Source organism: Companilactobacillus pabuli, assembly GCF_014058425.1.
GTDB lineage: Bacteria > Bacillota > Bacilli > Lactobacillales > Lactobacillaceae > Companilactobacillus > Companilactobacillus pabuli.
Genome location: NZ_CP049366.1, coordinates 2,057,445 through 2,073,864, shown reverse-complemented (window position 1 = coordinate 2,073,864; position 16,420 = coordinate 2,057,445). Strand labels below are relative to the sequence as shown.

At 34.3% G+C, this 16,420-nt stretch carries 17 protein-coding genes; all 17 read left to right on the top strand.

Annotated features, from left to right (window positions below; all coding sequences use genetic code 11):
* Positions 1-37: 37 nt before the first annotated feature.
* Complete coding sequence (gene agaC / locus G6534_RS10100; RefSeq protein ID WP_182082739.1) at positions 38-844, top strand: PTS galactosamine transporter subunit IIC; 807 nt, start codon at positions 38-40, stop codon at positions 842-844.
* Positions 834-1,634, top strand: coding sequence for a PTS galactosamine transporter subunit IID (agaD, locus tag G6534_RS10095; RefSeq protein WP_182082738.1), 801 nt, complete (start codon positions 834-836; stop codon positions 1,632-1,634). Before agaC ends, agaD begins: the two co-directional genes overlap by 11 nt.
* Before the next feature lie 11 nt (positions 1,635-1,645).
* A complete protein-coding gene (locus G6534_RS10090) occupies positions 1,646-2,071 on the top strand; it encodes a PTS sugar transporter subunit IIA (RefSeq protein WP_182082737.1) in 426 nt (141 codons plus the stop codon).
* A gap of 143 nt (positions 2,072-2,214) precedes the next feature.
* Positions 2,215-2,706 (top strand): PTS sugar transporter subunit IIB, encoded by a 492-nt coding sequence (locus G6534_RS10085; protein ID WP_182082736.1) that lies wholly within the window; start codon positions 2,215-2,217, stop codon positions 2,704-2,706.
* A gap of 20 nt (positions 2,707-2,726) precedes the next feature.
* Complete coding sequence (locus G6534_RS10080; protein ID WP_182082735.1) at positions 2,727-3,527, top strand: PTS mannose/fructose/sorbose/N-acetylgalactosamine transporter subunit IIC; 801 nt, start codon at positions 2,727-2,729, stop codon at positions 3,525-3,527.
* Positions 3,517-4,374 carry a PTS system mannose/fructose/sorbose family transporter subunit IID gene (locus G6534_RS10075; RefSeq protein WP_182082734.1) on the top strand — a complete coding sequence of 286 codons (858 nt, stop codon included), beginning with the start codon at positions 3,517-3,519 and terminating at the stop codon, positions 4,372-4,374. The genes G6534_RS10080 and G6534_RS10075 overlap by 11 nt, the downstream gene beginning before the upstream one ends.
* 20 nt (positions 4,375-4,394) lie before the next feature.
* Positions 4,395-4,811: a PTS sugar transporter subunit IIA gene (locus tag G6534_RS10070; RefSeq protein WP_182082733.1), complete on the top strand. Its 417-nt coding sequence runs from the start codon at positions 4,395-4,397 to the stop codon at positions 4,809-4,811.
* A 1-nt stretch (position 4,812) separates the two neighbouring features.
* A complete protein-coding gene (locus G6534_RS10065; protein WP_182082732.1) occupies positions 4,813-7,011 on the top strand; it encodes a glycoside hydrolase family 31 protein in 2,199 nt (732 codons plus the stop codon).
* 10 nt (positions 7,012-7,021) lie between these two features.
* Positions 7,022-8,017: a LacI family DNA-binding transcriptional regulator gene (locus tag G6534_RS10060; RefSeq protein WP_182082731.1), complete on the top strand. Its 996-nt coding sequence runs from the start codon at positions 7,022-7,024 to the stop codon at positions 8,015-8,017.
* Between the two features lie 189 nt (positions 8,018-8,206).
* On the top strand, positions 8,207-9,211 hold the full coding sequence (locus G6534_RS10055) for a LacI family DNA-binding transcriptional regulator (protein ID WP_182082730.1): 1,005 nt from the start codon (positions 8,207-8,209) through the stop codon (positions 9,209-9,211).
* A gap of 54 nt (positions 9,212-9,265) precedes the next feature.
* Complete coding sequence (locus G6534_RS10050) at positions 9,266-9,733, top strand: PTS sugar transporter subunit IIB (protein WP_182082729.1); 468 nt, start codon at positions 9,266-9,268, stop codon at positions 9,731-9,733.
* A gap of 16 nt (positions 9,734-9,749) precedes the next feature.
* A complete protein-coding gene (locus G6534_RS10045; protein WP_182082728.1) occupies positions 9,750-10,550 on the top strand; it encodes a PTS mannose/fructose/sorbose/N-acetylgalactosamine transporter subunit IIC in 801 nt (266 codons plus the stop codon).
* Positions 10,543-11,352: a PTS system mannose/fructose/sorbose family transporter subunit IID gene (locus G6534_RS10040; protein WP_182082727.1), complete on the top strand. Its 810-nt coding sequence runs from the start codon at positions 10,543-10,545 to the stop codon at positions 11,350-11,352. Before G6534_RS10045 ends, G6534_RS10040 begins: the two co-directional genes overlap by 8 nt.
* Positions 11,353-11,362: 10 nt before the next feature.
* Positions 11,363-11,779 carry a PTS sugar transporter subunit IIA gene (locus G6534_RS10035; protein WP_182082726.1) on the top strand — a complete coding sequence of 139 codons (417 nt, stop codon included), beginning with the start codon at positions 11,363-11,365 and terminating at the stop codon, positions 11,777-11,779.
* Positions 11,769-13,472, top strand: coding sequence for a glycoside hydrolase family 13 protein (locus G6534_RS10030; protein WP_182082725.1), 1,704 nt, complete (start codon positions 11,769-11,771; stop codon positions 13,470-13,472). The genes G6534_RS10035 and G6534_RS10030 overlap by 11 nt, the downstream gene beginning before the upstream one ends.
* Positions 13,473-14,005: 533 nt before the next feature.
* Positions 14,006-14,914: an ROK family protein gene (locus tag G6534_RS10025; RefSeq protein WP_182082724.1), complete on the top strand. Its 909-nt coding sequence runs from the start codon at positions 14,006-14,008 to the stop codon at positions 14,912-14,914.
* A 42-nt stretch (positions 14,915-14,956) separates the two neighbouring features.
* Positions 14,957-16,393: a glycoside hydrolase family 1 protein gene (locus G6534_RS10020; RefSeq protein ID WP_182082723.1), complete on the top strand. Its 1,437-nt coding sequence runs from the start codon at positions 14,957-14,959 to the stop codon at positions 16,391-16,393.
* Positions 16,394-16,420 lie beyond the last annotated feature (27 nt).

Sequence of the window (16,420 nt, the reverse complement as noted above, 5' to 3'; positions counted from 1 at the left end):
TATCATGATTATTAAATATATATAAGGGGGAACCAACATGGCTATCACATTAGCTCAAGGACTGGGCTTAGCTATCTTTGCCGTTATAGCTGGGCTGGATTCATGGCTCGAAGTTCTGTACATATTTAGACCTATTATTAGTTGTACTATAGCTGGATTAATACTTGGGGATTTGCGTTTAGGTATTATTGCAGGTGGATTGACTGAATTAGCTTTTGCCGGATTGACACCTGCGGGCGGAACTCAGCCACCAAACCCAGCAGTATGTGGGATTATGACTGTAGTTATTGCCCATACTACAAATGTAGCTCCAGCTACTGCAATTGGCTTATCATTGCCATTTGCTATGTTAATGCAATATATTTTATTGATGTTTTACTCAATCTTTTCAGTATTTATGCCAGTAATGGATAAGGCTGCAAAAGAAGCAGATACTAAGAAATTTGGATCAATTCCATATTTAATTATGACTATTGTATGTATTTCATTCTTTGTAGTCATTTTCTTATCAGCATATGCTGCACAAGCTCCTATGGCTGCTTTAGTTAAAGCAATGCCAGCTTGGTTAATTCATGGTTTTGAATTAGCTGGTGGAGCACTACCTGCTGTTGGTTTTGCAATGTTACTAAAAGTTCTACTACGTGTAGAATATGTCCCATATCTATTATTAGGATTCGTTGTTGCATGTTTCATTAACTTCTCAAATGTTTTACCTGCCGCAATTATTGGTATTGTATTTGCTATGATCGAATTCTTCCGTGATAAGAAGAACAAGAAGTTACAAGATCAAATTGATGAAATGAAAGAAAACGGTGTAAGTGGAGGTGAAGAAGATGGCATCTAAAGAAGAAAAGAAAACTCAAGATGGAAAATTGAATAGTCATGATATAACTATGCTAGGATTACGTTCTTCATTCTTACAATCAGCATTTTCTTATGAACGTATGCAAGCCGGTGGTTGGGCTTGGTCACAAGTTCCAACTTGGAAGAAAATTTTTGGCGATGACAAAAAAGCTCTTTCAGAAGCAATGCAAGATAACATGGAATTTATCAATACTTCACCACCACTAGTACCAATCCTTATGGGACTATTAACTAGTTTGGAAGAAAAAAGAGTTAATAGACAAACAATCCGAGGACTAAAGAATGGCTTATTTGGTCCTATGGCCGGTATCGGTGATGCCATATATTGGTTCACATTAATGCCAATTGTTGGTGGTATTGCGGCTTCCTTTGCATCAAAGGGAAATATTTTAGGACCGATTATCTTCTTCTTAGTATACTTAGGAATTTTCCTATGTAGAATTCCATTTGCTCATTTAGGGTATAACTTAGGTGTAAAGGCAATTGATGTTATTCAAGATAACTCTGAGATTATTGCTAGAGTTGCTACAATTATGGGTCTAACCGTAATTGGTGCATTGATTAGTTCCTACGTATCACTTTCTCTAAAAGTTAAAATTGGATCAGTTTCTCTACAAAAGGACTTCTTGGATAAGATTTTTCCAAATATCTTACCGTTAGCATTTACTTTCTTCTTGTACTGGCTACTTAAGAAAAAGGTATCTCCAATTGTATTGATTGCTGTAGTATTTGTACTTTGTATTCTATGTTCCTTCTTAGGAATTATGTAGGAGGTTAGTTTATGTCACAATATAAAACAATAGTGGCTGGTCATGGTATGTTTGCCAATGGCTTTGAAGGTGCTATTAAGCTTTTAGCTGGAAAACAACTTAATATGAAATTTATTGATTTTAAAGAGAGTATGAGTGAAACTGATCTTAGAGATGAATTCTTAAAATCAATTAATGATGAAGAACCAGTACTATTCTTTACTGATTTAATTGGGGGCACACCATATAAAGAAGCGGCTAAAATAGCTTATAAATATGATAATGTTAAAGTCGTTTCCGGATGTAATTTGGCCTCATTACTTGAAACTACCTTTAATACGTATGATTCTTTAGATGATTATGCTAAGGATTTGATTAAAGTAACAAAGAATAGCGTAGAATTATTTACGTTAGATGATGAACCTACTGAAGATGATGATTTCTCAGATGGAATTTAAGTAAAAAAGTAAGAGTGATTAACGAGTCAAATCGTTAATCACTTTTTTTATTAAAAAATATTCATTGACAAGTTGGAACGTTCCAACTAGAATGTATTTGATATAGAAAGCGTTTTCAAAAAAGAATGTGGAGGAATTTATGTATGACAGTAATTGATGCACGAGTAGATCAACGATTAATTCATGGAATTGTTGTTAATCAATGGAACTCAAAATTAAATCCCAAAAGATTTATGGTCATCGATGATGTGGTGAGTCACCAACCAGAAATAAAAGATTCAATGAGATTATCTAAACCAGCTGGCACTGGAATGAGTATTATTGATACTGAAAAAGCTATTAAGAATTTTAGTAATGGAAATTACGATGCACAAAAGGTATTTGTAATTGTAAAAGAGCCTGAAACATTGATCAGACTTATGGATAATGGTGTAGAAATTCCTGGAGTTAACTTAGGTATTGTGTTTGCCGAAGATGGTAGAACAAATATAAGTAAGTTTGTTTCTCTTAATCAAAAGGAGGTTGACGACTTAAAAGAAATTGAATCTAGGGGAGTGCCGATTAGGATTCAATATGTTCCTGAGAATTCATCAATCAGTTTTGACAAAGCAATTGCTAATCATGAATTTAAGTAAAGTGTATAGGAGAGAATAATATGTCTATTGAAATTATTCAGAATATTTTAATTGTATTATTGGCGGGTTACGTTACTCTTGATAATTTGGGGATAACTATTGTTAATTATTGGGCCGTAACAACGGGTATGATTGCTGGGTTTATTATGGGTGATCTTAAAACTGGTTTACTTATAGGTGGAACGTTCCAACTTATGTCTTTAGGGGTTGCTGGTCTAGGTGGTGCTTCAGTACCTGATTATGGGTTAGCAGCTTTGGTAGGAACATTCTTAGCAGCTAGAACTGGTTCAGGCCTTTCAGCTGCGATTGCTGTTGGATTACCTGTTGGATTATTGGCAATCAATTTTGATGTTTTAGTTAAAATTTTAAATAACTTTGTTGCTCATAGAATGCAAACTTATGCTCATAGACACGAATTTGAAAAGATGCGTATGATTGGTTTACTTGGTCCTGTTATGTTTGCTTTGAAAAATATTCTTATTATGACGATCATTGTTTCGGTTGGTCCCAAAGCGGTTAGTTCGATTCTAGCTGTCATTCCTAAGTGGGTTACAAATGGATTAAATATTGCTGGTGGAATGTTACCTGTTTTGGGTATTGCATTGTTGATGCATTATATGCCGGTTAAAAAGTATATATGGGCCGTATTTATTGGTTTTGTCTTTAGTGCATATCTAAAATTACCTATTATTGGGATTTCAATTCTTGGAGCCGCTGCTTCTATTATTGTTTATAAGGTTGGCTTGAAGAACTCCGAAGCAAAAGCTGCTGTAACACAAGATAATGTAAAGGAAACAGGGGACGACGATTATGACGAATAAAACTACTAATAATATTCAAAAAAATACTACTCCACAAAAGAATGAAATCACTAAAAAAGATCGTCACCATGCTATTTTAAGATGGATGTTTATGGGCTCTGCCTTATTTAATTATGAAACTCAACAAGCCACTTCTGTGGTCTGGTCAATGTCAAAATTATTAAGAAAGATTTATCCAGATGATGACGAATATGTTGAAGCTTTGGATAATCATTTTAAATATTTTAATACAACAACAGCAATGGCTAATATCATTCTTGGTGCAACCACTGCTATGGAAGAAAAAGATGGAATTAAGTCAAAAGATGCTGTACAAGCTTTAAAGACCTCCTTAATGGGTCCATTTGCTGGAATTGGCGATACAGTTATTTGGGTTTTACTGCCAACTGTAATGGGTTCTATCTCAGGATATATGGCCATTAATGGAAATCCTTTAGGTGCTTTGGCTTGGATTTTGATAGGTGCATTAATTTTCTGGATTAGAATTAAGCTTTTCGATCTTGGATATAGTTCAGGGGTCAAATTGGTAACGGAATTTGGTGATAAATTATCGTTATTTACGGACGCAATTTCAGTTCTAGGACTAATGGTTGTGGGTACATTAGCAGCTACGGTGGTTAAGGTTTATACTCCACTAACATTTATGACTGGAAAAGTTAAGTTATCTGTTCAAAGTGGAATTTTTGATAATATTATGCCGGCACTTTTACCTGTGTGTTTGACTTATCTAGTATACAAGATGTTAAATTCGAAGTTCTGGACACCAACTAAAATTATTGTTGCGCTAATTGTATTATCATTAGTGGGCTCCTTCACAGGCATTCTTGGTGTTATGCCAACTAAATAAAACATGAGGTTTTTATACAAATGAAAAGAAATATTATTATTGCATCACATAATCATATGGCATCAGGGTTAGATAGCACATTAAATTTTATTGCGGGTAAACAAGATAACGTTCAGGTATTAGACGCTTACATTGATGATAGTCCGATTGAGAAGAAAGTAGAAAAATTATTTGCAAATATAGAAGATGATACGGAAACTATCGTGTTTACAGATATGCTTGCTGGTTCTGTAAATCAGAAGTTCTTTCCCTATAGAAATAGAAAACATACGCATATAATTACGGGAATGAATTTACCAGTAGTTTTGTCCTTTGCACTGGAAAGCACTGCTGATTATATTACTGTAGGTAGGATACATGAAATAATCAATGAATCTCGTAATGCATTGCAATACGTTAATGAATTTCAAATCACTGACGATGGGGAGGACGAATAATATGAATAGAATTGTAAAAGGAGATACTTATCGTTTTACAGTGATCACTAATTCATTAATCAGAATTGAAGAAGATTCAACAGGAGAATTTGAAGATAGACCTACACAAACGGTCATAAACAGAGACTTTTCTAATCCTGATGTAAAAGTGATTTTTGATAATAATGAACATAAAGTAGAAATTATTACTGAATCTTTCCATTTGTATTACAACGGAGGGAAATTATCTCCAGAAACACTTTATATAGATGCTTTGAAGGCACATTCGTTTTATCAAAATAGATGGTACTTTGGTTCGGATAATGATCAAAGACATCAAAATCTGAAAGGGACTACTAGAACATTAGATCGTGCAGACGGTGAGGTTCCTCTTGAAGATGGCATTATGTCGAAAGATGGTTATAGTTATCTCGATGATTCAAAATCATTTATATATATAAATGACTCTGATTCTTTCATAAGTCGTTCTAATTCTGTTGTTGATGGATATTTCTTCTGTTATGGAAGAGATTATCAGGCAACATTAACTGATTTTTATAATTTGACTGGACCAACACCTCTAATTCCTCGATTTGCATTGGGTAACTGGTGGAGTAGATTTTATCCTTATACTCAGGATGGATATCAAAAATTGATGGAAAAGTTTGATGATAAAAAGATACCGATTGGTATTTCTGTTATTGATACAGATTGGCATAAGACTGATATTCCTAGAAAGTATGGTTCTGGATGGACAGGTTATTCTTGGAATAAGGAGCTTTTTCCAGATCATAAAAAACTCCTGAATTGGTTACATGAAGATAATAAAAAGATAGCATTGAATGTTCATCCAGCATCTGGAATTAGAGCTTACGAAGATTCATACAAAGATGTAGCAAAGACAATGGGATTAAATACCAAAGCCGAAGAGCCAGCTTCTTTCAATCTTGAAAATCCAAAATTTAAAAAAGCTTATTTTGATGATGTTCATCATAAAATGGAAGATGATGGTGTTGATTTTTGGTGGATTGATTGGCAACAAGGTGTTGCACGAACGGATAAGAGGATGGATCCTCTTTGGTTATTAAATCATTATCATTTCAATGATAATAATTTGCGAAATCATGGAGATGGATTAATTCTTAGCCGATATGCGGGTCCAGGTTCACATCGTTATCCATTAGGGTTCTCTGGCGATACTGTCATTTCATGGGGGTCACTAAACTTTCAGCCTTACTTTACATCAACAGCTGCTAATATCGGATATACTTGGTGGAGTCATGATATTGGTGGTCATATGCGTGGTAGCTTTGATGCCGAGTTAGCAACAAGATGGTTGCAATTTGGAGTGTTTAGCCCTATTAATAGACTTCATTCATCTAATAATGACTTTGCTGGTAAAGAACCGTGGAACTATAAATTAGAATTTGAAAAAGCACAGGAGAAGTTTCTAAGATTAAGAGCTGAATTGATACCATATATTGATACTGCAAATTATCAAACTCATTCTAATGGCATACCAATTGTTAAACCGGTATATTATAATTATCCTAATAATAAAGAAGCATATTCTGTGAAGAATGAATACTATTTTGGTTCTGAAATGATTGTTTCCCCAATCACACGGCCTCATGACGATAAGACACAATATGCATATAGCAATACCTGGCTTCCTAATGGTAACTGGATTGATTATTTCAGCAATTTGCCGTACAAAGGAAACACTTCTATTAAAACTTATCGTGATAATGATCAAGTTCCCGTTTTCGTTAAACGAGGGAGTCTGATTGTTGAAAATAAAGATTATATGAACAATAAAGATTTACCTAAAGTGATTACCGTTGAAGTATTTAGCGGGGCTGACGGTGAGTATAATATGATTGAGCATATTGGAGATAAGGTTTCTAAGACGAGATTTAATTGGGATGACGAGAAAAAAGAATTAAGTTGGAACAAGGATGATTCAGAAAGCATTGTTCCTGTTAATAGAGAAATAAAAACAATCATTCATTCATATACAGAAAAAGATGTTATTGCCGAAATGAAGCTGAGGCTCCAAAGATCATACATTGAAATGGATTTGAAGCAAAAACTATATAATGCATTTAGTTCTCCAGATTATGAATATGCTAAATTTATTAATTTATTAAATACGTTGGAGGATGAAAATATACACGATAGTCTAAGCGAATTGGCTTACATCAGGGAGTCGTATATTTAAGAATTGTAATATGAAAAAACCAACAATGAATGATGTTGCTAAAGCGGCAGGCGTAGGACGCGGTACCGTTTCTAACTATATAAATGGTTTAAATGTTAGATCTGAAACTAAGAAGAGAATACAATTAGCAATCGATGATTTAGGATATATTCCCAATTTACAGGCTAGGGAACTTAAAACATCTAAAAATTCTACAGTAGTACTTATTGTTCCGACTAGTTGGACACCGTTCTTTTCTGAATTAGTCTATAAAATGCAAATAGAATTAAATAGTCATGGATATAAAATGATTTTAACTAATTCTCAGAATGATTCGGAAGAGGAAGAGGAAATATTAAAAATGGCCTCTCTAAATCAAGTTTCTGGGGTTATAACGATGTCATATTCAGATGTTTATAATTTTTTAAACATTGATAAACGACTTAATTTAGTTTCTATTGAAAGATATGTATCTGAAAATGTACCGCTAATAACTAGTGATAACTATGCTGGTGGACAATTGGCCGCAAAAAAACTAATTGAGATGGGATCAAAGAGATTTTTACTTTTGAGACGAGAGGTTACACATCATAATGCAACTGATGTCAGAACTCAAGGGTTTAAAGATTACATTACTAGTAAGCATTACCCGTTAGATATATTTGAGGCTACATTACAGCCTTCTTATAGAGAAGAGTATTCGGAGTATCTAAAGTCGCATTATTCTAACGGAGTTTTTCCATTTGATGGGATTTTTGCTGTTACTGATGAGTATGGTCAGATTGCACAACAGGCATTAGCAAAGTTAGATATAAATCTTTTAAAGAAGGTTCATATTGTTGGATTTGATGGGTCTAGAATCTCAAGAGATAGTCCTCTGATGATTTCATCCATAAGGCAACCTGTCGATGAAATAGTGAAAGAATCCGTTGCTGTTCTATTAAAAAAAAATAATGGAATGCCCATTCAAAAGAATTATAAAAAAGTTCTCCCAGTTACCTTTGTCGATACAAAAAACAACTTTTAGAAAATAGTGTTGGTATCCATTTTTTCATAAAACAGTTTGAAACTTCTGTTGTTATTAACAATAGAGGCTTCGGGCTGTTTTATTTTTATGTCTTTGTGAAATCGTTACCAAAAATTAGTTGACATTTCAAAATAAGGCTCTTATTATATGTTTATGGAAACGATTTCACAGAAAGGAGGTAGTGTAACATTGGCAACAATTTCAGATGTAGCTAGACTAGCTGGTTTATCTGTCTCAACAGTTTCAAGAGTCATAAATAAAAGTCCTCATGTTTCTGATAAGAAGAGAGAAGCTGTAGAGTCGGCAATGAATGAATTGGGATATGTACCATTACCAGCGGCTCGACAATTACGTGGATCAAGAACTAATACTATGGCAGTTACAATACCTAGAATTGTTAATCCGTTCTTTTCATATTTAGTTGATGCGATTGAGCAAGAATTAGATGAAGCAGGTTATAGTACTTTGATTGTCCAAACATTTGGACGAGCGGAAGAAGAACTAACAGCATTAAATCTATTAAAAAATCAGCAAGTAGATGGAGTAATTCTTTGTTCTTTGGAGAATGATTGGTCTGTGATAAATGGTTATTGTAAATATGGCAAGATAGTTTTGGTTAATGAGTATTTGAAAGATGTTGATGTGCCAATCATTAGAGGTGATCAATATGATGGATTTTATACAGCAACCAATTTCTTGTTTGATAATGGCTATAAGAAAATTGCATATGCAACTGGTCGTAAGACCATAACTATTATGAAAAAAGAATCTAATTTTGATGCTGATCGTTTTGCGGGATTTCAGAGTTCTCTAAGTGATCACAATTTAGGATTCAATTATGATTGGTTATTTACTAATGCACATACAGCTGAGGATGGCAAAGAAATATTTAAAAAGATAATGACCTTGAAAAATAAGCCTGATGTTGTCATAGCTGGTAGTGATGAAGTGGCGATGGGAATCTCACAAGAAGCCGAGAAGCAGGGAATAAAAGTTCCTGAGCAGTTAGGAGTTCTTGGGGTGGATGATCAACCTGCTTCAGCCAATTTACGTATACCTCTTACAACCATTAAACAGCCAGTTGATGAAATGGGACGCAAAGCTGCCAGAGCAATGCTAGGTTTGATTAATGGCGAGGAAGTTTCCAAAATGCAAATTTGTAAATTAAAAGTAATAAAAAGAGCATCTGCTTAGTGCTCTTTTTAAATAAATTTATTTGGTATCGATACCAAAATGGAGGAATTTATTATGACAGTAGTATTAGCAAGAATAGATCAACGTTTAATTCATGGATTGATTGTAAATCAATGGGCTCAAGCTCTTAAAGTAAAGCGCTTCATGGTTGTTGATGATGAAATTAGTAAGAATGAATCAATTAAAGCAAGTATGAGAATGTCAAAACCTGCTGGCACAGGGATGTCCATTATTGATACTCAAAAGGCTATTACTAATTTTACGGCCGGTAAGTACGATGCACAAAGAGTTTTCGTTTTAGTAAAAGAACCAGAAACACTTATTAAATTAATTGAAGGTGGGGTTGATATTCCCAAAGTAGATTTAGGAATTATTTTCAATGAAGATGGTCGTAAACCTGTCTCTAAGTTTGTTGCCTTAAATGATAAAGAACGTAAAGACTTACAAACAATTCAATCTAAAGATATTCCATTAGTTATTCAATATGTTCCAACAGATAACGAGGAATCTTTCAAAGCTTAAAGGAGATTATTAAATCATGTCAGGAATAAATATTATTCAAGATATACTTATTGTTATTTTAGCGGCATATATGACTATTGATCAAAATGGTTTAGTAATTATGTCATGGTTCCCAGTTATTGTCGGAACTATTACCGGAATTATTATGGGTGATTTGACAACTGCATTGACAATTGCCGGAACATTCCAATTGATGATGTTAGGGGTAGCAGCCTTAGGTGGTGCATCAGCTCCTAATTATGGATTAGCAACGATCGTCGGAATTTTTGTTGCTGTAAGAACAGGCACTGGTATTAAATCAGCTATTGCGGTTGGATTACCAGTTGGATTGTTAGCTATTCAATTAGAAGTTGTTGCAAGAATTATTGTTAACTTTCTTGCCCATAGAATGCAAACCGATGTAAAGAATCATGATTTCAAGAAAATGCAACATGAAGCATGGTGGGGACCAGCATTGTTCAGTTTACAAACTGGTTTGCCAGCTATCTTGATTGTTTTCTTTGGCCCAGATGTAGTTAAATTTATTCTTCATGTCGTTCCAACTTGGGTAACAGATGGATTAACGGTTGCTGGTGGAATGTTACCAGTAGTCGGTGTTGGTATGTTGTTAAGATACATGCCAGTTAAGAAGTTTCTCAGTTATATCATTGTCGGCTTCGTATTAGCTGCATATTTGAAAGTAGGAGTTTTAGGTGTGGCTTTAATCGGATTTGCCGCAGCTTACTGGTACTTTATCAGTGAATCTAAGAAATTAGCGTCAGCAGGGACAGCATCTGCTGAAACAAATGAAGATGAAGGAGACGATTACGATGAGTGATGAAAAAATTAAATTAACTAAAAAAGATCGTCGTCGTGCCGCAGTTCGTTATAACTTTATGGCATGTAATATTTTTAATTATGAATCACAAATGGGACCAGCTGTTGCTTGGTCATTAGCTCCAGCCTTGAGAAAAATTTATCCCAATGATGATGAATATCAAATGGCTCTTGAGAATCACTTTAATTACTACAATTCAACCACAGTTATGTCATCTTTGATTTTAGGTGCTTCATTAGCTATGGAAGAACGTGACGGTATTGGTGCCAAGGATGCAGTTCAATCATTGAAAACTAGTTTGATGGGACCTTTAGCAGGTGTCGGAGATACATTAGTTTGGGTTTTGTGGCCAACCATCATGGGATCAATTTCTGGATACATGGCTTTACAAGGAAATCCTTTAGGGGCAGTTGTTTGGTTCATTGCTAATATTGCCTTTTGGTTTGTGAAGCTAAAGATGTTTGATGTCGGATTTACATCAGGTACAAAATTAATTACTTCATTAGGTGAAAGATTAAATATCTTTACAGAATCAGCTTCAATTGTTGGATTAAGTGTTGTGGGAGCACTTGTAGCCACAGTTGTTAAAATTTCAATGCCCGTTGTATTCCAATTTGGAAAAGTTAAGTTGAATTTACAAACGGGAGTATTTGATAAAATCATGCCTGCATTGCTTCCAGCATTGCTGACGTTGTTAATTTACAAATTGTTGGGTAGTAAGAAATGGACACCAACTCGAATCATTCTTTTGGTTATTGCAATTTCATTAGTAGGTACATTCTTTGGAATCTTCAAAGCATAAGGGGTAGAAAATGAAACGAAAAATTATTTTAGCATCACATCATAAATTAGCCACTGGTTTGGCAGATACGTTAAATTTTATTTCAAATAACGCCGCTGATGTTACTGATTTGGCAGCATATATGGATAATATTCCGGTAGATCAACAAGTAGAAAAATTGATGGGGACTATTTCTGATGATACCGAAGTGATCGTTTTGACGGATATGTTAGCAGGTAGTGTTAATCAACAATTCTTTAAGTATAGAGAGCGTCCTCATACACATATCATCAGTGGAATGAATTTGCCATTGGCTTTAGCTATTGCTCTGGAACCCGCGGATAAGGAAATAACTTCTGAACGTATGGAAGAACTAGTTAAACAAGCAAAAGAAGCCATTGTCTATGTTAATGAAATGACAGTGGAGGCTGATGATGATGACGAATAATATTGAATGGTGGCGTGATAGCGTCGTTTATCAAGTCTATCCAAAAAGTTTTAATGATAGTAATGATGATGGTATAGGTGATATTCCTGGAATTATTGAAAAATTAGATTATTTACAAAAACTTGGAGTAGATGTAATTTGGTTAAATCCAATTTATAAATCTCCACAAGTTGATAATGGATATGATATAAGCAATTATCGAGAAATATATTCTAAATTTGGAACGATGGATGATTTTGAAAAATTACTTTCGGAAACTCATAAAAGACATATGAGATTGATCTTGGATTTAGTTGTCAATCATACATCAGATCAACATCCTTGGTTTAAAGAAGCTAAGAAGAGCAAAGAAAATCCATATCATGATTATTACATTTGGAAAGATGGAGATGGCAAAAAATTACCTAATAATTGGGGTTCTTCATTTGGTGGTCCAACCTGGGAATATATTGATAAATTAGGTCAATATTATCTACACTTGTTCGCTAAACAACAACCTGATTTGAATTGGGAAAATCCTAAGGTACGTCAAGATGTGTATGATATCATGCGTTTTTGGTTAAATAAAGGTGTCGATGGATTTAGAATGGATGTAATTAGTTTATTGTCTAAGGATCCATCATATCCAGATGGCCCTGTAATTCAAAACAAAGCCTATGGCAGTTACTATAAGGGGGCAGCTAATGGTCCTAAAATTCATGATTACTTGCAAGAAATGAATAAAGAAGTTTTAAGTAAATATGATATTGTTACAGTGGGAGAGACTCCACATACAGGAATAGAAGATGCTGTTAAATATACTGATTCAAAGCGTCATGAATTAAATATGGTATTCCACTTTGATCATATGCACTTGGATTACGATGAAAATGGGAAATTCTCAACTAAACGTTTCAAATTATCTGAATTAAAAGAGGTATTTACTAGATGGCAAGAAGGCATGGCTCAACATGATGGTTGGAACAGTTTGTACTGGAGTAACCATGATCAAGCTCGCCCGGTTACACGCTTTGGAGCTGACGATACTAAATGGCGTATACAATCAGCAAAAATGTTAGGAACTATCTTACATATGCAGCAAGGAACACCTTTCATTTTTGAAGGTGAAGAAATAGGGATGACAAATACCAAATTTGGTTCTATCGATGATTATAACGATATTGAAACTAAAGACATTTATCATGATTTCATTAATAATAAAAAATTAGGTTACGATTATACAATGAAGTCTATCTATTTAAAATCACGTGATAATGCTCGTACGCCAATGCAATGGACTGATGGAGAAAACGCGGGTTTCACTGGTGGAACTCCATGGATGAAGTTAAATCCAAATTATAAGGAAATAAATGTTCAAAATGCCTTAGGTGATTCTAACTCTGTATTTTACTACTACAAGAAGTTGATTGAATTAAGACATGAATTACCAATAATCACAACTGGAAAATATGTCTTGCTAGATAAGGATAACGAATCAACATATTCTTATTTACGTAAAACAGATAACGAGGTTTTATATGTAAATGGTAATTTTACTGCTGACAATCAAGTCGTTGAAATTCCTAAAACATTAAAGGGTAAAGAAGGTCAAGTTGTTATTAGTAACTTTGACAGTAAAGCTACTAATGATGACAAGATAGAATTACCACCATATGGTGCAGTTGTATATTTGTACAAATTAAAAAAGGAATAAAAAATAAGGTCCAGAAATCATTACGACTTCTGGACCTTATTTTCATATATTAGTAAAGAAACATCTTTGAAATTAGAATTAGACTGGATTTTAAAAGAAAATCATATCGTTTAGGCAATTCAATGGATGAATTGACGACAGAGTCCTTTTGGACTAGTAATCCCACTAAGATGATTTTAAAGGTGTTGTTATTCCAGTAGACTTATTTCCGAAATGGCCGAAGAAAATTTATTAAAGAGAAATCAAATGTTCCTTTAATCAGTAATGAATTGGCTGATATTTCATGTCAATTAGATTCTAATATGGATAAAATTATTGAAAATAAATCGATTAAAATTGACGGTTCAAAGAATAAATGTCTTAGACGAAAATTAAAGCATTATAATCGTTTACTTAAGAATGACTTTATTTCCAGATTTTTATACACTAATAAACGTATATTAAATGTATTGTTAAAATTCAATTTAAATATCTCTAAGAGTTCACCGCTTCCAAGCAAAAACCAACCAAAATTGAAAGGAACAAACAAATAAATGACAAAAAAGTACTTTTCCATTGATATAGGTGGAACTAATATAAAATACGGAATTATCGATGATCAAGGCGAGTTAGTCTTCCATAAGAATGTAAAAACACCTGATAACAAAGATGATTTTTTGAATTTGATTAAATCAATTATTCAAGAAAATCTTTCTGACATTCAGGGTGTTGGCATCAGTGTTCCGGGCAAAGTAAACGTCCAAACGGGAACTGTTTTTTATGGGGGCGCCTTACCATTCTTAGATAAAGTTAGTTTCAAAGATGAATTGGAGGGTACTTTTCAAATTCCCGTCGCGGTTGAAAATGATGCTAAATCAGGAGCGTCAGCTGAACTTTGGCTAGGCTCTTTGAAGGACGTTAACAATGGTGCCATTATCACTTTAGGAACTGGTGTTGGTGGTGGAATCGTTCTAAATCATCAGCTATTGCATGGTTCACATTATCAAGCTGGGGAACTAAGTTACATGAGTTTAGGTACTGATACTAGCAAAATGTCTAATTTAGTAGGGCTCTCTGGTTCGGCAGTTCATATGATAGAAGAATGTGCTAAAGTTTTGAATTTAACTGATGAACATGATGGCGTAGCGGTCTTTGATGCGATAAACAATGGTAATCAACAGGTTACAAAAATTTTCTCCAATTACTGTGACGTTATAGCGACAGTTATTTTGAATATTCAAAGTGTTGTAGATTTGGAGACTATTGCTATCAGTGGTGGAATCAGTGCCCAACCAATCGTTGTTGAAGAGATAAATAAAGCTTATTTACGCTTGTTAGATCCTAATCCTTTGTTAAAGGCACAGATAGAAATTCCTAATATCATTCAGGCTCATTTCAAGAGTGATGCTAATTTATATGGAGCGGTATACAATTTACTTTTGCAAACGGATTCACTAAAATAATATAATATATTTGTATATTATATAAAAAGGACGGATTTATTTATGACAAACTTTCCCAAAAACTTTCTCTGGGGTGGCGCTACTGCTGCTAACCAACTAGAGGGTGGCTACAAAGAAGATGGTCGTGGACTATCAATCGCGGATGCCTTACCTGGTGGAAAAGATCGTTTTAGTATCGTGCAAAGTCCTGACTTTGACTGGACTATTGATGAGACTAAATATACATATCCTAACCACTTAGGAATTGACTATTATCACCATTTCAAAGAAGATATTAAGTTATTTTCTGAAATGGGCTTCAAATGTTATCGTTTCTCTATTGCCTGGTCACGTATTTTCCCAAATGGCGATGAATTAGAACCTAATGAAGCTGGTTTGAAATTTTATGATCAAGTAATCGATGAATGTTTGAAATACAACATCGAGCCAGTAATTACAATTTCTCACTACGAATTGCCATTGAATCTAGCTAAAAATTATGGTGGCTGGAAGAATAAGAAATTAATTACTTTCTTCGAGAGATTTGCCCGCGTTGTTCTAACTCGTTACTACAAGAAAGTTAAGTATTGGATGACTTTCAACGAAATCAACAGTGCTGCTCACTTCCCAGTTATGGGTCAAGGTTTGGTTCCATCAAACGGTGGTAACGAAAAGAAAAATGTCTTCCAAGCATGGCACAATCAATTCGTTTCTAGTTCTAAAGCCGTTCAAATCGGTCATGAATTAGATAAGAATCTTCAAATTGGTTGCATGATTCTTTACGCTACAACTTACAGTTATGATGCAAATCCTGCTAACCAACTCGCCACTGTACAACAAAATCAAGACTTCAACTTCTTCTGCGCTGACGTTCAAGTTCGTGGTCAATATCCTAGTTATACCAAGAGATTATTGGCAGAATATGGCTTAACAGTCGATGATTTGGACAGAACTGATGAAGAATTAGCTTTGATCAAGAAGTATCCAGTGGATTACATTGGTTTCAGTTACTACATGTCATCAGCTGTTGAAGTAACTAAGGAAGACAACGATACAGTTTCTGGTAATCTTCTCGGTGGAGTTAAAAATCCATTCTTGAAAGCTAGTGATTGGGGTTGGCAAATCGATCCAACTGGTTTGAGAATTGCTTTGAACCAATTATATGATCGTTATCAAAAGCCACTCTTCATTGTAGAAAATGGTCTAGGTGCTCATGATGATCCTGATAAAGATCACTATGTTGAAGATGATTATCGCATCGACTATCTAAAAGAACATATCAAGGCGATGGCCGGTGCTATCGATGATGGTGTTGACTTGATGGGTTATACTCCTTGGGGCTGCATCGATTTAGTCAGTGCTTCAACTGGTGAAATGTCAAAACGTTACGGTTTCATCTACGTTGATCTTGATGACAATGGTGAGGGAACACTCAAACGTTATCCAAAGAAGTCATTCTATTGGTACAAAGATGTAATTAGTAATAATGGTTTGAAATAGATTTAAAAAAGGCTCAGAAATCTAAAT